This window comes from Pseudomonas sp. NCIMB 10586 (assembly GCF_023127895.1).
In the GTDB taxonomy this organism is placed as follows: domain Bacteria; phylum Pseudomonadota; class Gammaproteobacteria; order Pseudomonadales; family Pseudomonadaceae; genus Aquipseudomonas; species Aquipseudomonas synxantha_A.
In genome coordinates, this window is record NZ_SPKQ01000037.1 from 161,684 (window position 1) to 178,183 (window position 16,500).

Here is a 16,500-nt window from a genome sequence, read left to right on the forward strand (position 1 = left end):
AACGATCTGACGTTGCCCTGCACGGAGGCGCCGCATTATAACCAGCGTTCTGCTATTGGGGGGTACTGCGCCGGAGGTTGTAGGGCGTGGGTTCGCTGGCAGTAGATGAAAAATCTGCTAACAATGCACACGGTGCGTATAACGGCAGCTACGCCATAATGCGCGCCGAGATAAGAGGAGCATCCAATGAGCAGCACCGCACAAACTGCTGAAGGCGAAAAAATTCTCATCGTTGATGACGATCCGGGGCTGAGCAGCCTGCTGGAGCGTTTTTTCAACTCCAAGGGCTACCGTGCCCGCGCGGTGCCGAACACCGAGCAAATGGACCGCCTGTTGGGGCGTGAAGTGTTCAACCTGGTCGTGCTCGATCTGATGCTGCCCGGCGAAGACGGCCTTACCGCCTGCAAGCGCCTGCGTGGTGCCAACAACCAGATTCCAATCATCATGCTCACCGCCAAGGGCGATGAGTTGAGCCGCATCAAGGGCCTTGAACTGGGCGCTGATGACTACCTGGCCAAGCCGTTCAACCCTGATGAGCTGATGGCGCGGGTCAAGGCCGTATTGCGTCGCCAGGCACCGGCCGTGCCGGGCGCACCGGGCAGCGAAGACGAAAGCGTCACCTTTGGCGACTACGAACTGTCGTTGGCCACCCGTGAGCTCAAGCGTGGCGAAGAAGTGCACATGCTTACCACCGGCGAATTTGCGGTGCTCAAGGCTCTGGTGATGAACGCCCGTCAGCCGCTGACCCGTGACAAGCTGATGAACCTGGCCCGTGGCCGTGAATGGGACGCCCTGGAGCGCTCCATCGACGTGCAGATTTCCCGACTGCGCCGGATGATTGAGCCGGACCCCTCCAAGCCGCGGTATATCCAGACGGTGTGGGGCGTGGGTTATGTGTTTGTGCCGGATGGCACCGCAACCAAGTGACCGATGATTTGCAGGGGCGGGTATCCGGCGTTTGACTCCATAAGAGTCGACGGGATGCCCGGCGTCTGCAATTCTGCGAGCACCGCTCGTTCCTGCAAGGTGTGCAGCTTTCATCTATGAAAACCCCGCTGTGGTTCCCACAAAGTTTCTTCTCTCGCACCCTTTGGCTGGTGCTTATTGTCGTTCTGTTTTCCAAGGCGCTCACGCTGGTTTATCTGTTGATGAACGAAGACGTGCTGGTGGATCGGCAGTACAGCCACGGTGTGGCCCTGACGTTGCGGGGCTATTGGGCCGTAGACCCTGAGAACCGAGAAAAGGTGGCCAAGGCGTCGACCTTGACTCGGGTTGATGGGGCCGGCGTGCCTGAAGGCGAGCAGCATTGGCCTTACAGCGAGATCTATCAGCGCCAGATGCAGGCCGAACTGGGCGCCGACACCGAGGTGAGGCTGCGCATGCATGTTTCACCGGCGTTATGGGTGCGGGCACCTAGCCTGGGCGATGCCTGGATCAAGGTGCCGCTTTATCCGCACCCGCTGCGCGGGCAGAAAATCTGGAACGTGCTGGGCTGGTTCCTGGCCATCGGCTTGCTTTCAACGGCCTCCGCGTGGATCTTCGTCCGTCAGCTCAACCAACCACTCAAGCGCCTGGTATTTGCCGCTCGCCAATTGGGCCAGGGGCGCAGTGTGCGCCTGCCGGTCAGCGACACGCCCAGTGAGATGACCGAGGTGTACGGCGCGTTCAACCAGATGGCGGAAGACGTCGAGCAGGCCGGGCGCGAGCGCGAGCTGATGCTGGCAGGTGTGTCCCATGACTTGCGCACACCGTTGACGCGATTGCGCCTGTCCCTGGAGCTGATGGGGGACCATACCGACCTCACCGATGACATGGTGCGCGATATCGAGGACATGGACGCTATCCTGGACCAGTTCCTGGCCTTCATCCGCGACGGGCGTGATGAAGTGGTTGAGGAGGTGGACCTCACGGACCTCGTGCGTGAGGTGGTTGCGCCCTATAACCAGAACGGTGAGCAGGTGCGCATGCGCCTGGAGCCGATCCAGCCGTTTGCATTGCGCCGGGTCTCGATGAAGCGCCTGCTGAACAACCTGATCGGCAATGCCTTGCATCATGCCGGTTCCGATGTGGAGGTGGCGGCGTATGTCTCCGGTGACAGTGCCGCGCCTTACGTGGTGCTGAGCGTGATGGACCGTGGCACGGGGATCGACCCTGCCGAGCTTGAGGGTATCTTCAACCCGTTCACCCGTGGCGACCGAGCCCGAGGTGGCAAGGGCACCGGGTTGGGGTTGGCGATCGTGCGACGAATCGCCTCGATGCATGGCGGCAATGTCGAGTTGCGTAACCGGGAAGAAGGCGGGTTGGAGGCGCGGGTGCGCTTGCCGCTTGGGCTGATGCTGCCTAGAGATGCGGTCTGACAAACAACAAATATCAAAAATGTGGGAGGGGGCTTGCTCCCGATGGCGGTCTTTCAGTCAAGAAGTTCAGTGACTGTGACACCGCTATCGGGAGCAAGCCCCCTCCCACATTGGTTTCATGTCGGGATTAAAATAGGCTTTTAGCCTTTGCCCTTGGTCCGAGTCATATTCGGCCCACCATTCTTCTCCAAGTGCTGAATGATGATCCCCGCCACGTCCTTGCCGGTGGTGGTCTCGATCCCTTCCAGGCCCGGCGATGAGTTCACTTCCATCACCAGCGGCCCATGATTGGAGCGCAGGATATCCACGCCTGCCACGCTCAAGCCCATCACCTTGGCTGCCCGCAGTGCGGTCATGCGTTCTTCCGGTGTGATCTTGATCAGGCTGGCGCTGCCGCCACGGTGCAGATTGGAGCGGAACTCACCGGGCTTGGCCTGGCGCTTCATCGCCGCGATCACTTTGTCGCCCACCACGAAGCAGCGAATATCCGCGCCGCCGGCTTCCTTGATGTACTCCTGCACCATGATGTTCTGCTTGAGGCCCATGAACGCCTCGATCACCGATTCAGCTGCCGTCGCCGTTTCACACAGCACCACACCGATGCCTTGGGTGCCTTCCAGTACCTTGATCACCAGCGGTGCACCATTGACCATCTCGATCAGGTCAGGGATGTCATCCGGGGAGTGGGCAAAGCCGGTGACCGGCAAGCCGATACCCCGGCGTGACAGCAACTGCAGCGAACGCAGTTTGTCCCGCGAGCGGGCAATGGCCACGGATTCGTTGAGAGGAAACACCCCCATCATTTCAAACTGACGCAACACCGCGCAGCCATAAAACGTCACCGAAGCGCCGATACGCGGGATCACCGCATCAAAGCCTTCCAGGGGTTTGCCCCGGTAGTGGATCTGCGGCTTGTGGCTGGCAATGTTCATGTAGGCACGCAACGTGTCGATCACCACCATTTCATGGCCACGTTCAGTGCCGGCCTCGACCAGGCGGCGGGTGGAATACAGACGCGGGTTTCGCGACAGCACAGCAATCTTCATGCAGCACCTGGGGCAGAAATAGTGGAGACCGGGAACACCGGCTTGTCTTGAACGTACTTGACGCCTGGATTGACGAGCAACTGGCCGTCAATCAACGCCTTGGAGCCCAGTAACAGGCGATAACGCATGGCTTTGCGACAGGCGAGGGTGAATTCCACCCGCCATACCCGGTCACCCAGCGCCAGGGTGGTGCTGATCACGTAGCGCACCTGCGCATGGCCGTTGGAGCTCTTGATGGTTTTCATCGTCACCAGGGGCGCTTCGCAGCGACGGTGACGCAGTTGCACCACGCTGCCCAGGTGCGCGGTAAAGCGCACCCACTTTTCACCGTCGCGCTCAAACGGCTCGATATCGGTGGCATGCAGGCTTGAGGTGCTGGCACCGGTGTCGATCTTCGCGCGCAGGCCCGCCACTCCCAGGTCGGGAAGTGCCACCCATTCACGCAGACCCACAACGGTCAAATGGTCAAATGTCTTCAATATGGGTACCGGTCAATTTGCCCAGGCTTGAGGAGAAACCTTGGCCAGGGCATTGAATGCAGGTTTGGCGAACCAAAAACCCTGCATCAGAAATATTCCACAGTCGGAGAGGAAATCCCGCTCGCCAGCACTTTCGATGCCTTCGGCGATGACAGTAACTCCCAACTGCTCACAGATTGTGACAATCCCCCGGACGATCACCTGACGGACACGGTCTTGATCGACATCGCGAATCAACGCCATGTCGAGTTTGATCAGGTCGGGTTGGAAATCGGCCAGCAGGTTCAGCCCCGAATAGCCCGCACCGAAGTCGTCGATGGCGGTCTTGAAGCCGAATTCGCGATATTCACGCAGAATATTCGTCAAATGGCGATAGTTATCTACATGCTCGCTTTCCAGTGTCTCGAAAATCAGCCGGTCCAGCGGGAAATTGTGCGCCCGGGCGGCCTCCAGGGTACTGCGAATACACAGTTCCGGACGGTATACGGCATTGGGCATGAAATTGATGGAAAGGTGAGTCTGCATGCCCAGCGCTGCGGCACCGGCAATGGCCTTGGTTCGGCAGCGCTGATCGAAGCGGTAGCGATTGGTTTCGTTGACCTGGGCCAGCACCGAGAGCGCGCCTTCTCCCTGGGTACCGCGCACCAAGGCTTCGTTGGCGAATATCGAGTGGTCACGCAGGTCTACGATAGGCTGGTAGGCGAACGCAAAGTCGAACCCCAGAGGCTCGCTTTGCTGGCAACCCACGCACCGCTGGTTGGGCGAGGTGAGTGAAAGGGGGAAGTCGGTCACAGCGTATCCTCGCGAAAACAGGGTGCTACCTGGCGTATCTTAGGTGAGCCTTGGGGTTTATGCGTCGAAGGGTTTCAACGGTAAGGTTGCGACATTTTTCAGAGTGAGGAATTCAAGTGGGTCAAAAACAGGAAGAGGAAGAAAAGGTCCGACTGGACAAGTGGTTGTGGGCCGCGCGGTTCTACAAAACCCGTGCCCTGGCCAAGGCCGCAATCGAAAGCGGGAAGGTTCATCATCGCGGCGAGCGCTGCAAGCCGGGCAAGGAGCCACGTATCGGCGATGAGTTTCAGATTCGTACAGGGTTTGATGAAAAGACCGTCGTGGTGCAGGCGCTGTCTGTCGTGCGCCGTGGGGCACCCGAAGCGCAGGCGCTGTACACCGAGACCGAAGCGAGTATCGCCAAGCGCGAAAATGCAGCGGCCATGCGCAAGGCTGGAGCGACTGGAATGACCACCGATGGCAAGCCAAGCAAGAAGCAGCGCCGCGATCTATTCAAGTTCCGCGGCAGCGGCAACGACGATTGATTACGAATCTCCTGCCGGCAGCAGATCAAAATGTGGGAGGTGGCTTGCTGCCGATAGCAGAGTGTCAGCCATTACACTTGTGACTGAGCCACTGCAAATCGGGAGCAAGCCCCCTCCCACATTTAACCCGCGCATTTAAGGAGCGGTGCGTATGACGCTCAATCGCCCGATCACCGGCAGTTTTCCAAGCAACCCGAACACCGGCGCGGTTACCCGCAACAGGAACCCCGACACCTTCGCCGCAAACGGCGTGTAATACCCCCACCCCAGCGCCAACAGCGCCAGCAGTACGCCACCTATGTAATCGTCCTGACCCCAGTGCGCGCCCGCAACCAGGCGCGGCATCATGAACAGCAGCGCCAGGCCCCAGATCACCAGCACCTGGCCGATACGCTTGGCAAATACGGTCATGAACATCCCCCAGATCAACAGCACCGAGGCATGGTCGCCCGGGAAGCTCTGGCTGGAACGGTCCTTCAACTCCCAGGTTTTCTCCAGTCCCGGGAAAAAATCACTCATCTGAATCGCGCCGCTGATCACCATGGATGGGCTGCTGTGCTGCCAGCCCATATGCGCCGCGAGTTTGGAGAACAACATGCGAATAAACAGCAACAGCAGCAGAATGCCGAGAAAACCAAAAAACGCCTGGCGCACCTGCACGGCCTTGAACACCCAGTCGCCGCGGATCAGCAGCGTCAGCAAAATAACGCCGACCACTGCATCAAACGGCCGCAGACTGGCCACGGCCCACACATGCAGCCAGGTCGAATTGGTGGCCAGCGGGCCATTGAGCAGATGAAACAGCCACTCGTCGAAAATCACACACAGCATCTGGCCCGTGGGCCACAGCCAAAAACACAGCAGTCCGATAGCGAGTAGATTGCAAAGAGCCCATCGCCGGAGGTTCCAGTTGGCTTGGAACAAACCCGGATTGTTCATAAACTGTCCCTCATCGCTCTATTCAGCTCCTTGAATTCAGGAGAAGTCGCACCAAGATGGTGCTAAAGCGTTTAATTTTATAAACCTTGTAATCATTTTGTCATCACTTCAGATACCCAGACCTATGACTGATCTACCGGATACCGACTTCACCCAACGCTTCATCTTCGATGAGAGCGATGCCCGCGGCGAGATGGTGTCGTTGGAGCTCAGCTATGCCGAAGTCCTTGCCAAGCACGCCTATCCGGAGCCGGTCGCGCAATTGCTCGGCGAGCTGATGGCCGCCGCGGCGCTGCTGGTTGGCACCATGAAGTTCGACGGGTTGCTGATCTTGCAGGCCCGTTCCGAAGGGCCGGTGCCCATGTTGATGATCGAGTGCTCCAGCGAGCGCGAAATCCGTGGCCTGGCCCGTTATGAAGCCGACCAGATCGCCGCGGACGCCACCCTGGCCGACCTGATGCCCAATGGCGTCCTGGCACTCACCGTCGACCCGACCGAAGGCCAACGCTACCAGGGCATTGTCGACCTCGATGGCCAAACCCTGTCGGAGTGCTTCACCAACTACTTCGTAATGTCCCAGCAGGTGGGCACCAAGTTCTGGCTTAACGCCGACGGCAAACGTGCCCGTGGTTTGCTGGTGCAACAATTGCCGGCCGACCGCATCAAGGATGAGGATGATCGTGCCGAAAGCTGGCGGCATATCATCGCCTTGGCTGATACGTTGAAGGCCGAAGAACTGCTGGGCCTGGACAACGAAACCATCCTGCACCGCCTTTACCATGAAGAGGCTGTGCGGTTGTTTGACTCGCAAGCCTTGCACTTTCATTGCAGCTGTTCGCGCGAGCGTTCAGGCAACGCCTTGGTCAGCCTGGGCCTGGAAGATGCGCAAAATTTGGTGGTGGAACACGGCGGCCATATCGAGATTGATTGCCAGTTCTGCAACCAGCGCTACCTGTTCGATGCCGCTGATGTAGCCCAATTGTTCGCCGGAGCGGGCATCGACACCCCTTCCGACACCCGCCACTAAAACGTTTAAGCACAGGTAAATCACCTGACAAACGCCGGATTAGAGGTGTTCTGACGGGAGGGCCCTACTCTTTTTGGGCTTTTCTGGCATAATCCGGCCCACTTTTTTCGCGGTAGTAGTGCGCAACTTTCTACTACAAAACGTTTGGAGCACTCGGCCATAGGCCGACGGGGAACCTCATGACGCAAGCCAATAACGCCGTATACACCGATCTGAGTGTTGACGATCTGGTCAAAGAAGCCCTGCAGCGCGGTGAAGGCGTGCTTGCCGATACTGGTGCGCTGGTTGTCGAAACCGGTCACCGCACCGGTCGTTCGCCGGTCGACCGTTTTATCGTTGAAGAGCCTTCCACCCAGGACGCCATTGCCTGGGGCCCGATCAACCGCAAGTTCCCGGCCGACAAGTTCGATGCCCTGTGGGCTCGCGTCGAGGCGTTCAACAACGCGCAAGAGCATTTCGTTTCCCATGTTCACGTAGGGGCCGCAGAAGACCACTACCTGGCCGTGAAAATGACCACCCAGACTGCCTGGCAGAACCTGTTCGGTCGTTGCCTGTTCATCAACCCGGCCCAGTACAACCCGGCCGGTCGTGAAGAGTGGCAAGTGCTCAACGTGGCTAACTTCGAGTGCGTGCCAGAGCGTGACGGCACCAACTCCGACGGTTGCGTGATCCTCAACTTCGCGCAGAAAAAAGTGCTGATCGCCGGTATGCGTTACGCCGGTGAAATGAAAAAAGCCATGTTCTCGGTGCAGAACTTCCTGCTGCCGGCCGCCGACGTACTGCCGATGCACTGCGCCGCCAACATTGGCGAAGCAGGCGACGTGACCCTGTTCTTCGGCCTGTCCGGCACCGGCAAGACCACCCTGTCGGCCGACGAAAGCCGTTACCTGATCGGTGACGACGAACACGGCTGGGGCGAAGGCGTAGTGTTCAACATCGAAGGCGGTTGCTATGCCAAGTGCATCGACCTGTCGGAGAAGAACGAGCCGGTTATCTGGAAAGCCATCAAGCACGGCGCCGTGCTGGAAAACGTCGTGATCGACGAGGCCAAGCACGCCGACTACGCTGATGTCAGCCTGACCCAGAACAGCCGTGCCGCCTACCCGCTGGAGCACGTTGCCAAGCGTTCCGAGAAGAACCTGGGCGGCGAGCCAAACGCAGTGATCTTCCTGACCTGCGACCTGACCGGCGTACTGCCGCCAGTGTCGATCCTCAGCGAAGAACAAGCGGCCTACCACTTCCTGTCCGGCTACACCGCGTTGGTGGGCTCGACTGAAATGGGTTCCGGCAGCGGTATCAAGTCGACCTTCTCCACCTGCTTCGGCGCGCCGTTCTTCCCGCGTCCGGCCGGCGAATACGCTGAGCTTTTGATCAAGCGTATCCGTGGTTTCGGCTCCAAGGTCTACCTGGTCAACACCGGCTGGACCGGCGGCGGCTACGGCGTTGGCAAGCGCTTCAACATCCCGACTACTCGCGGCGTGATCGCCGCGATCCAGAGCGGCGCGTTGATCGGTGCGCAAACCGAGCACCTGGACACCATCAACCTCGACGTGCCGTTGGCCGTGCCGGGCGTTGAGACGGGTCTGTTGAACCCACGCAACACCTGGGCTGACAAAGCCGCCTACGACGAAGCTGCGAAAGCGCTGGCTGGCCTGTTCATCGAGAACTTCAAGAAGTTTGAAGTGAGCGATGCGATCAAGGCTGCGGGTCCTAAGTTGTAAGACTTAGCTGTTGTGAAAAAGCCGCCTCCTGTAGGCGGCTTTTTTGTGCGTACAGGGTTAGTGGGCGATGTGCAGCAGCACCGCGCCGACCAGCACCAGCACAACCCCGAGCACCTGTACCGCCGACAAGCGCTCCTTGAAAAACACAAACCCCAGGATCGCCGCAATACCGCCCGATAGCGTACTGATCACCGTCACCACCGATACCGACCCTGCCATCGCACCCCACGAAAACGCCGAGAACCCGCCGAGGTTCATCAGGCTCGCACCGGTCAACGTCGCGCAATTTTTCAGCGGTGGGATCTTCAGGCCGTCCTTGATCTTCAGCACCATCACCACCAGCACGCACAGGCCCACCAGGTACCCCAACCACAACATGGTGATCGGCCCCAGTGCCGGCAGGGTGTAGCGACCTTGCAGCCAGAAACTGGTGCCGTACAGCGTTGCTGCGAGCATGGCGTAGGCGATGGACAGGCGCGGGTTGTTGTGGGGCGTGCCGTTGTCCTTGTGGATGCTGGAGAGGATCACTCCGAGTACGCACAGCGCGATGCAGCCGAGTTGGACCAGGCTGATATGTTCACCGCTGGCCCAGGACAACAGGGTGGTTACTACACCATAAGAAGTGACCAATGGCGCGACGATGGCGGCTTTGCCCAGGGCGAATGCCTTGGACAGTGCGAGGGCGCCAGAGACGGTCAGCAGGGCCGCTGCGATGCCCAGGAGCCAGACGCTCAACGGCGCATCGAGGGATTTGAAAAGGTAGGTCGGGAATATGACCAGCAGCAGAGTCATGATCAGAAAGCCAAGGGCTTGGCCAAAATACACCGCGCGTTTAACGCCAACGGCGCGGGCATTGAGGCCCACGAGAAAGTCCGTGCCACCCCAGAGCAGGGCGGCCAGCAGGCCCATTAGTACGTCCATGTAAGGTCCTTGTTATGCATACCGCTCGCCAGATTAACGCAGAACCAATGTGGGAGGGGGCTTGCTCCCGATGGCGGTGAATCAGTCAGCTTATCTATAGCTGACCCACCGCAATCGGGGGCAAGCCCCCTCCCACATTTGGATCTCAGTGCTCTTGGGATCAGCTCAGGTTTTCCAAGGTCTGCGTGTCCCACCTTTGGGTCTTGATCGCCAGGTAGAGCATACCGATGGTCAGCGGTATTTTGTCCCCGCGGCCCTTGGCGCGACGCTTCAAGAACACGTCGAACACCGGCGGCTGAAAGTAACGATAAGCGTCGTAGTCGCTTAGGTCGACCCCAAAATCCTGTTCCAGTGCCTCCATGAATTGCTTGGCCTCAACGCCATCGCAAGCAAGGTCGAAGTTGAGCGAGGTTTGCAGGCGAATGGTCTTGTGTTGCGGCAGACCGATTTCTTCATGCAGCAATTGCAGGAGCTGCTGCATGACGGGGTCTTCGGGGAAGTGGGGGGCCAGGTTCATGGTGGGGGCACGTAGGAGTGGGTGAGGGGGCCTGTTACGCTTCAGGCGGTATTTGTTTCGAGTGATAAAGAGAGCCAAGCCTATCAAGAACAGTGCCAGGGGAAGGAGTTGAATGTTCAGAATGATGGCGACGTAGGGCAGCCAGAACAATAGAACCAGTCCCGTTATGATGAAGGTAACGGCGAAACGCTTTCTTAATGAGCAGTCGGTTATTTGGTAGTGCAGCAAAAGGTATAGCCCGATAAAGCACACTAATTGCAGGTAGAGGTTCATGGCTCATGGCACCTCTTCGCTTCGAGTGTCTGGGTATCCCAGTGCTTGGCTTTGACAGCCTGATAGAGCATGTCGATGGTAAGTGGGAGCTTTTCCTCACTGCCTCTTTCTACATATCGCAAATGTGCGTCAAGGCTGCGGTGTTTGAAGTAGCGGCTGTTTTTGTAGTCGCCTGATCTCAGGCCAAATTCTTGCTTCAGTACCCTCATTAATTGCTTGGCTTCGGTACTGCTACAGCCAAGATCATGATTGACCGATGTGTCGAGGGTGATCGCCTTGTGCTTGGGCAGGCCGATACCTTCGTGCAGGACTTGCAGAAGGTGAAGCATGATCGGGTCGTCAGGGAAGTCAGGCGCAAGGTTCAAGATTGGGGCAATCAACAAAGGGTGAGTGGTTTTTACTCTGCGATAGATATTCGGGGTGCTCAGCAACCCGATGCCTGTCACGAAGGCGACTATCGGCAGGCTTTCAAGCTGTGCCCCTATGGTCCAAGAAGTGGCATACAGCAGAACTGTTGGGCCTGTTATCAATAGACAGAGCCCAAGCCATTTTCTGAGTACGGGCAACTTTATTGTCTTATCAATAACGGCGGCCAGTACTAGGAAGAGAAGCAGATTGATCCACTGCATGTGTTCATTCACCGCACTAGCCACCTTGGAACTGCCGAACCATTGCCGACAATGATCGCTGAGGACCAATTCCGCCGTTGACCTGTGCGTCGACGCCGATAACAACGTCACCGGCGTGATAGCTGCGAATAATGCCTTTAATCGTCAGGCTAACAGCTGCTCCGGCAGCGAGCCCAATTGGAGGCGATACCAGGCTCATTGGAGCTGATACTGCGCCGCCGATGAGTCCTGCAACGATTTCCCCGCGAACGTTGAGCAAGTCAGCTCGTTGCCGGGTCAGCGGTTTGGAGATAGCAACAGTCATCTTGCAAGGCAAATCACGGGCAAGCATTTTTTCGTAGAGATCGACTAGTCGATGACGCACCTCGTTTGCGCTGGAGCCAGCTTCTAATAAACACAGCTTTGCCAGCACGTGTCGGTGGGTTGGTAAAATCGTAAGGCGAATCACCGTGAAAGTGATGCCATAGTGACCGACATATTGAGTCCTTTCGATGTTCACAAATTTATGCCGACAGAGCTTGGAGAGGGCGCTAGTTTCGCTCAGGCGAAAGGTATTTCCGTAGAGGGCGAGCGATTGTTTGAAGCAGTTTGGGAAGCGGACGTCGCGCCATTTGGTGGTTTCTTACAGTGGTTTCCTGGGTTTACGGCTTGATACCGATTTGGCAGGCTGAACTGGCAAAAAGTGGGAGCCGGGCTTGCCCGCGATGGCGGTGCGTCAGGTTTAAAAAATATAGCCCGATACGCCGCCATCGCAGGCAAGCCAGCTCCCACACGTTTAGCTGTGTAGCGGATCGCTTTGTGTTGGTTGGTCGGCCGCTGGTCGCATTTGCACGTGTTGAGTAGCTTCGAGCAAATCACAGCCGTCCTGAACGAGCAGGTACAGCGCATTGATGATGTGAGAAATGTCTTTGAGGTCGGCGTGTTCGAAGGTCAGGCAAGAGAAGGTTTCCACTAAATCGCTGGCGGCGCGGATACGCTGGTGGGCGGCGGATTGGATGTCATCACAGTGTTCCAATACAGATTCAAAGAAATACGCCAGAGGAGCTGGCACGTTTGTCTCTGCTGTTTTTCGGGTGACCAAACCCGGTCGCTGATTTGGCAGCGACGAGCTGAACCTTAGAAGTGAGGTTGTTCTCGAGCAATAAACATATGGTTTAGTCGTTCGCGGTTCGATCAGGCTCTGGGAGGCTTACTGATACACCGCTCAAAAATCGCCTCCAGTCCTCGATAGTCACACGCCACCGCATCAATATTCGCGGGTATCCATGCCGCGTGTTTCACCAGCCACCAATTCACCGAAAATCCCGCATTCACGATGATCTGTTCAAAGAGGATCCGCTGAGCCCGTCCATTACCTTCACGGAAGGGATGGATGACATTCAGATCGCCATAAGCTTCAGCGATGTGGTGAACGAGATCGGCCTGGGACGCGCCGGTATACCAATTGGCTTCCTGCATATGCCGACTGATCTTCGCCGCTTCCGGCGGGATGCGCTCCGGGGTGCAGAACAGCGTCTTACCTTTCTGGATGTTGACGCTGCGCAGTTCACCGGCCCAATCGTAGATGTCACCGAACAGGACGCGGTGGATGTGTTGCAGACGATCAAGGTCGTAGGGCGGCGGAAACAGCGGAAGGTTGCCTACTGCAATCTCGGATAACTCCCGCTCTGCCTCGTGCAGGCGGTGTTCATCGACCAAATCGAGGCGGTTGCGCAGGACGCTGCTACCGGGGTAGCAGTACGGGTCCTGGCCCACCCCGTATTTGTCGAGCATCAGCGTGAGGTGTTGCGGTATTTGGCCAGGACGGCTTCGCGGGTCGGCAGGGGCTTGTCGACATCGGTCGGTTGGGTATCGAACCCTTCCAGGCGCAGGCTGGCCAGGTAATTGGAACGGCGGATCTTGTGATAGTGATCCTGCTTTTGCTCAAACGTCAGTTCGCTCATTGCAGCGTACTCCTGGGTAGCAAGGCTGTGATTGTAGCGCAATGCTTCAGGGGGAAGGCAGTATAAAAACCAAGTCGTAACCTGTATCAAAATCCCGCCGAAGATCTTAATTCAATGTGAGTTTTCGCAATATTCCCCGTGGGCCCTGGGCCATCCCCTGCCTGTGTATCATCCTGTCTCTTATTTCCTTGCGACCTTTCTCGATTCGCCGAACTTACTGGGCTATGTTTTTAAGCCACGTTCAGCGGTCAATGCAGTGACAGCCTTATGCACGACACCCTCCAGCAGGTCTTTGGTTATCCACAGTTTCGCCTGGGCCAGGAAGAGACGGTCAGCGCGGTCCTGGCCGGGCGTTCGGCAGCAGCAATTTTCCCTACGGGGTCGGGTAAATCTTTGTGCTACCAGCTGTCGGCGGTGTTGCTGCCGCACCTGACGCTGGTGGTGTCGCCTTTACTGGCGTTGATGCAGGATCAATTGGGGTTTCTGCAGCACCATGGCATTTCGGCAGGCAGTATCGATTCGGCCCAGAGCCGTGATGAGGCCAACGATGTGATGGCCCGTGCGCGTTCGGGCGAGTTGAAAATCCTTATGATTTCGGTGGAGCGTTTGAAGAACGAGCGCTTTCGTAACTTCCTGCACAGCGTGCAGATTTCGCTGCTGGTGGTGGATGAAGCGCACTGTATCTCCGAATGGGGCCATAACTTCCGCCCGGATTACTTGAAGCTGCCGGACTACCAGCGCCAGTTCAATATCCCACAAGCGTTGCTGCTGACGGCCACGGCGACGCCCAAGGTAATCGCCGACATGCAGGCCAAGTTCGCGATTGCCCCCGGGGATGTGGTGACCACCGGCTTCTATCGGCCCAACCTCAACCTGCTGGTGGAACCGGTCAGCGGTCAGCACAAGCGCCGCAGGTTGGTTGAATGGATGCAGGAGCGGGCCAACCAACCGAGCATCGTCTATGTCACTTTGCAAAAAACCGCCGAGCAGATTGCCGAGCATCTGAACCGCCACGGCATTCAGGCCGAGGCTTACCACGCGGGGCTGCCCCACGATAAACGCGAGGGCATCCAGCAGCGGTTCATGGGTGGGCGCTCCAATTGCATTGTCGCGACGATCGCGTTCGGCATGGGCATCGATAAAAGCGATATCCGCAATGTGGTGCACTTCGACCTGCCAAAGTCCATCGAGAACTACAGCCAGGAAATCGGCCGTGCAGGGCGTGACGGGCTGCCGTCGGATTGCCTGGTGTTGGCCAATCGCGACAGCCTCAATGTGCTGGAAAATTTCGTCTACGGCGACACGCCGGAGCAAGAGGGCATTGGCCGTGTCCTCGAGGAGTTGCAGGCCGCACGCAGTGAAGGGCAGTGGGAGTTCCTGCTCAGGTCGTTGTCCGATCACAGCAATATTCGCGAGCTGCCACTCAAGACGCTGCTGGTGCAGTTGGAACTCAAGGGTGTGATCGCGCCGCGCTACGCGTTTTATGCCGAATACCGTTTCAAGTACCTGGTCGAGCCCGACGCTTTGCTCGCACGTTTTTCCGGCGAGCGGCAGCAGTTCGTCGCGGCGATCATCCAGGTGTGCAAGCGTGCGAAAACCTGGGCAACGGTGGATTTCGACGCGCTGTATCAACAGCACAATGCCGAGCGCAGCCGGGTGGTCAAGGCGCTGGATTACTTCCAGGAGCAGGGCCTGATCGAGCTGGAAAGCAAACAGATGACCGAGGTCTACAGTTTGCTCGACACCGATTTCGATACAGTGGTGTTGAGCGCCGAGTTATACACAGGCTTCAAGCAGCATGAAGTAACGGAGGTGGCGCGGATTCACGCCATGCTCGACCTGTTCGCCACCGAGCACTGCCTGGGGCAGCGCCTGGCGCAGTACTTTGGTGATGAAAACGCTCCCCAGCGTTGTGGACATTGTTCGGTGTGCCACGGCCATGTCGCGTATCTGCCGCCTCCGCCAAGCCTGCCGCCGCTTGTGGATAAAAGCTTCATGGGGCTGTGCGGCGATTTTATCCACAGGCATCATGAGCACACTGGCGAGCTACCCAGTGCCGAGCGGCTGACGCGGTTTCTTGGCGGTATCAGCGTGCCGTTGTTTACCAAGTTGAAGGCGCGGGGCATTCCCGGTTTCGCCGCGCTGGAGGACTACCCCTACGCCGAAGTGCGCGAATGGGCCCGCGCTCAATTAGACCTACTCTGAAGAGACTTGCCGATGCCTGACTCAACGCCCCTGCGCGCCGATTACCGCTACTTCCAGCCGATCACCACGCGTTGGCACGACAACGATGCCTACGGCCATGTGAACAACGTCACCTACTACAGCTTTTTCGATACGGCGGTGAATACCTACCTGATTGAACAGGGCGGGCTGGATATTCACGACGGTGAGGTGGTGGGGTTTGTGGTGAGTTCGGCCTGTGACTATTTTGCCTCGATTGCCTTTCCCGAGCGCATTGAAATCGGCCTGCGAGTGGGCAAGTTGGGCAACAGTTCGGTGCAGTATGAGCTGGCGGTGTTCAAGGCAGGCGAAGAAGAAGCCTGTGCGGCGGGGCGCTTTGTGCATGTGTTTGTGGATCGGGCCTCGAACCAGCCTGTGCCGATACCGGGGATGTTGCGCGAGGCGTTGCAGCGACTGGTGGTCTGACCTTGCGGCACCCCATGTGGGAGGGGGCTTGCTCCTCCCACATTATTACTGAGGTGCTCTTCAGAGCTTACCGATGACGGTAGTGGTGCTTGTTCTTGCGATGCCCATAGGCATGACCACGGCCTGGATGGCCATCGCGGTAGTAGCGACGGTCGTCACGGTCGCGGTCGCGATAACGGCGGTCGTCGCGGTCACTTTCGTTACCCATGTAGTTGCCCAGTGCACCGCCCGCGCCACCGCCGGCCGCCGAGCCGATCAGTGCGCCGGTACTGCCGCCGACACTGCGGCCCACGACGTTGCCGCCAGCTGCGCCCAGTGCGCCGCCAATGGCGGCTTCGCCACGGCTGCGCTTGTCGGCGCCGACCGCACTACCACCCGCGCCGCCCAGGGCCGCGCCGATGGTCGAACCGGTATTGCCGCCCAGCTGCTGGCCGACAACAGAACCTAGAACCCCGCCCAATGCGCCGCCTACACCGGCTTCGGTGGTGCCACCGGCCATGGCTGCGCCACTGACCAGGCCAAGGGACAACAAGAGAATCGAGGAGAACTTCATTCAGGGAAACCTCAAGGGGATGACGGCGCGATCCTGAGGTTGTATCGAGCCGCTGACAATCGAAATCCGACCGGCGGCAGAGGTTGTATACAATTTGCTAAGTTGCTGTTTTGTATGGGGAACTTAAGTT

General features: G+C 58.2%; 19 protein-coding genes. 7 read left to right on the forward strand and 12 right to left on the reverse strand.

Features of this window, described 5'->3' with window-relative positions; genetic code table 11:
• The first annotated feature begins 186 nt into the window (after positions 1 to 186).
• Both ompR and E4P01_RS13970 read left to right on the forward strand, forming a co-directional pair.
• On the forward strand, positions 187 to 927 hold the full coding sequence (gene ompR, locus E4P01_RS13965) for a two-component system response regulator OmpR (RefSeq protein WP_003187669.1): 741 nt from the start codon (positions 187 to 189) through the stop codon (positions 925 to 927).
• 116 nt (positions 928 to 1,043) lie between these two features.
• On the forward strand, positions 1,044 to 2,357 hold the full coding sequence (locus tag E4P01_RS13970; protein WP_005783812.1) for an ATP-binding protein: 1,314 nt from the start codon (positions 1,044 to 1,046) through the stop codon (positions 2,355 to 2,357).
• 140 nt (positions 2,358 to 2,497) lie between these two features.
• On the opposite strand, the gene rimK is transcribed toward E4P01_RS13970, so the two are convergent.
• Genes rimK through E4P01_RS13985 form a run of 3 tightly spaced genes read right to left on the reverse strand, consistent with a single transcriptional unit; the run spans position 2,498 to position 4,674 of the window.
• The gene (gene rimK, locus E4P01_RS13975; RefSeq protein ID WP_003187674.1) at positions 2,498 to 3,403 is read right to left on the reverse strand and encodes a 30S ribosomal protein S6--L-glutamate ligase; all 906 of its coding nucleotides are present in this window, start codon (positions 3,401 to 3,403) and stop codon (positions 2,498 to 2,500) included.
• Positions 3,400 to 3,864, reverse strand: a complete 465-nt coding sequence (locus E4P01_RS13980) for an ATP-dependent zinc protease (RefSeq protein WP_216092215.1) — start codon at positions 3,862 to 3,864, stop codon at positions 3,400 to 3,402. The genes rimK and E4P01_RS13980 overlap by 4 nt, the downstream gene beginning before the upstream one ends.
• Before the next feature lie 30 nt (positions 3,865 to 3,894).
• Complete coding sequence (locus E4P01_RS13985; protein ID WP_078820035.1) at positions 3,895 to 4,674, reverse strand: EAL domain-containing protein; 780 nt, start codon at positions 4,672 to 4,674, stop codon at positions 3,895 to 3,897.
• Between the two features lie 116 nt (positions 4,675 to 4,790).
• Between E4P01_RS13985 and E4P01_RS13990 the strand changes: the two genes are divergently transcribed.
• Complete coding sequence (locus tag E4P01_RS13990) at positions 4,791 to 5,198, forward strand: S4 domain-containing protein (RefSeq protein WP_005783819.1); 408 nt, start codon at positions 4,791 to 4,793, stop codon at positions 5,196 to 5,198.
• A gap of 135 nt (positions 5,199 to 5,333) precedes the next feature.
• On the opposite strand, the gene E4P01_RS13995 is transcribed toward E4P01_RS13990, so the two are convergent.
• Entirely contained in the window at positions 5,334 to 6,137 is an 804-nt protein-coding gene (locus E4P01_RS13995) for a phosphatase PAP2 family protein (protein WP_032878407.1), read from the reverse strand.
• 124 nt (positions 6,138 to 6,261) lie between these two features.
• On the opposite strand from E4P01_RS13995, the gene hslO reads away from it, so the two are divergent.
• Together hslO and E4P01_RS14005 are read left to right on the forward strand one after the other, a co-directional pair.
• On the forward strand, positions 6,262 to 7,164 hold the full coding sequence (hslO, locus tag E4P01_RS14000; RefSeq protein WP_005783822.1) for an Hsp33 family molecular chaperone HslO: 903 nt from the start codon (positions 6,262 to 6,264) through the stop codon (positions 7,162 to 7,164).
• A gap of 179 nt (positions 7,165 to 7,343) precedes the next feature.
• On the forward strand, positions 7,344 to 8,885 hold the full coding sequence (locus E4P01_RS14005) for a phosphoenolpyruvate carboxykinase (RefSeq protein WP_005783824.1): 1,542 nt from the start codon (positions 7,344 to 7,346) through the stop codon (positions 8,883 to 8,885).
• 57 nt (positions 8,886 to 8,942) lie between these two features.
• On the opposite strand, the gene E4P01_RS14010 is transcribed toward E4P01_RS14005, so the two are convergent.
• The 7 genes from E4P01_RS14010 to E4P01_RS14040 all read right to left on the reverse strand — a co-directional run bounded on the left by E4P01_RS14010 (position 8,943) and on the right by E4P01_RS14040 (position 13,168).
• Positions 8,943 to 9,806, reverse strand: a complete 864-nt coding sequence (locus E4P01_RS14010; protein WP_248130074.1) for a DMT family transporter — start codon at positions 9,804 to 9,806, stop codon at positions 8,943 to 8,945.
• A 160-nt stretch (positions 9,807 to 9,966) separates the two neighbouring features.
• On the reverse strand, positions 9,967 to 10,323 hold the full coding sequence (locus tag E4P01_RS14015) for a DUF1493 family protein (protein WP_216090596.1): 357 nt from the start codon (positions 10,321 to 10,323) through the stop codon (positions 9,967 to 9,969).
• Positions 10,324 to 10,592: 269 nt separating this feature from the next.
• Positions 10,593 to 11,225: a DUF1493 family protein gene (locus E4P01_RS14020; protein ID WP_236648041.1), complete on the reverse strand. Its 633-nt coding sequence runs from the start codon at positions 11,223 to 11,225 to the stop codon at positions 10,593 to 10,595.
• Positions 11,226 to 11,241: 16 nt separating this feature from the next.
• Entirely contained in the window at positions 11,242 to 11,724 is a 483-nt protein-coding gene (locus tag E4P01_RS14025) for a hypothetical protein (RefSeq protein WP_078820039.1), read from the reverse strand.
• Between the two features lie 276 nt (positions 11,725 to 12,000).
• Positions 12,001 to 12,276 (reverse strand): hypothetical protein, encoded by a 276-nt coding sequence (locus E4P01_RS14030; RefSeq protein ID WP_032878404.1) that lies wholly within the window; start codon positions 12,274 to 12,276, stop codon positions 12,001 to 12,003.
• A gap of 122 nt (positions 12,277 to 12,398) precedes the next feature.
• The gene (locus tag E4P01_RS14035; RefSeq protein WP_216090597.1) at positions 12,399 to 12,998 is read right to left on the reverse strand and encodes a Fic family protein; all 600 of its coding nucleotides are present in this window, start codon (positions 12,996 to 12,998) and stop codon (positions 12,399 to 12,401) included.
• Positions 12,998 to 13,168 (reverse strand): YhfG family protein, encoded by a 171-nt coding sequence (locus tag E4P01_RS14040; protein ID WP_003187692.1) that lies wholly within the window; start codon positions 13,166 to 13,168, stop codon positions 12,998 to 13,000. Before E4P01_RS14040 ends, E4P01_RS14035 begins: the two co-directional genes overlap by 1 nt.
• Before the next feature lie 267 nt (positions 13,169 to 13,435).
• Between E4P01_RS14040 and E4P01_RS14045 the strand changes: the two genes are divergently transcribed.
• Positions 13,436 to 15,373, forward strand: a complete 1,938-nt coding sequence (locus E4P01_RS14045; RefSeq protein ID WP_216090598.1) for a RecQ family ATP-dependent DNA helicase — start codon at positions 13,436 to 13,438, stop codon at positions 15,371 to 15,373.
• A gap of 12 nt (positions 15,374 to 15,385) precedes the next feature.
• Positions 15,386 to 15,817 carry a thioesterase family protein gene (locus E4P01_RS14050; protein WP_032878401.1) on the forward strand — a complete coding sequence of 144 codons (432 nt, stop codon included), beginning with the start codon at positions 15,386 to 15,388 and terminating at the stop codon, positions 15,815 to 15,817.
• 67 nt (positions 15,818 to 15,884) lie between these two features.
• Here E4P01_RS14050 and E4P01_RS14055 read toward each other — a convergent pair whose 3' ends face one another.
• Positions 15,885 to 16,370, reverse strand: a complete 486-nt coding sequence (locus E4P01_RS14055; RefSeq protein WP_005783837.1) for a glycine zipper domain-containing protein — start codon at positions 16,368 to 16,370, stop codon at positions 15,885 to 15,887.
• Between the last annotated feature and the right edge of the window lie 130 nt (positions 16,371 to 16,500).

Coding starts and splice junctions, on each gene's coding strand:
- ompR (WP_003187669.1), top strand. CDS start 187: ATGAGCAGCACCGCACAAACTGCTGAAGGCGAAAAAATTCTCATCGTT.
- E4P01_RS13970 (WP_005783812.1), top strand. CDS start 1,044: ATGAAAACCCCGCTGTGGTTCCCACAAAGTTTCTTCTCTCGCACCCTT.
- rimK (WP_003187674.1), bottom strand. CDS start 3,403: ATGAAGATTGCTGTGCTGTCGCGAAACCCGCGTCTGTATTCCACCCGC.
- E4P01_RS13995 (WP_032878407.1), bottom strand. CDS start 6,137: ATGAACAATCCGGGTTTGTTCCAAGCCAACTGGAACCTCCGGCGATGG.
- hslO (WP_005783822.1), top strand. CDS start 6,262: ATGACTGATCTACCGGATACCGACTTCACCCAACGCTTCATCTTCGAT.
- E4P01_RS14005 (WP_005783824.1), top strand. CDS start 7,344: ATGACGCAAGCCAATAACGCCGTATACACCGATCTGAGTGTTGACGAT.
- E4P01_RS14010 (WP_248130074.1), bottom strand. CDS start 9,806: ATGGACGTACTAATGGGCCTGCTGGCCGCCCTGCTCTGGGGTGGCACG.
- E4P01_RS14015 (WP_216090596.1), bottom strand. CDS start 10,323: ATGAACCTGGCCCCCCACTTCCCCGAAGACCCCGTCATGCAGCAGCTC.
- E4P01_RS14020 (WP_236648041.1), bottom strand. CDS start 11,225: ATGCAGTGGATCAATCTGCTTCTCTTCCTAGTACTGGCCGCCGTTATT.
- E4P01_RS14035 (WP_216090597.1), bottom strand. CDS start 12,998: ATGCTCGACAAATACGGGGTGGGCCAGGACCCGTACTGCTACCCCGGT.
- E4P01_RS14040 (WP_003187692.1), bottom strand. CDS start 13,168: ATGAGCGAACTGACGTTTGAGCAAAAGCAGGATCACTATCACAAGATC.
- E4P01_RS14045 (WP_216090598.1), top strand. CDS start 13,436: ATGCACGACACCCTCCAGCAGGTCTTTGGTTATCCACAGTTTCGCCTG.
- E4P01_RS14050 (WP_032878401.1), top strand. CDS start 15,386: ATGCCTGACTCAACGCCCCTGCGCGCCGATTACCGCTACTTCCAGCCG.
- E4P01_RS14055 (WP_005783837.1), bottom strand. CDS start 16,370: ATGAAGTTCTCCTCGATTCTCTTGTTGTCCCTTGGCCTGGTCAGTGGC.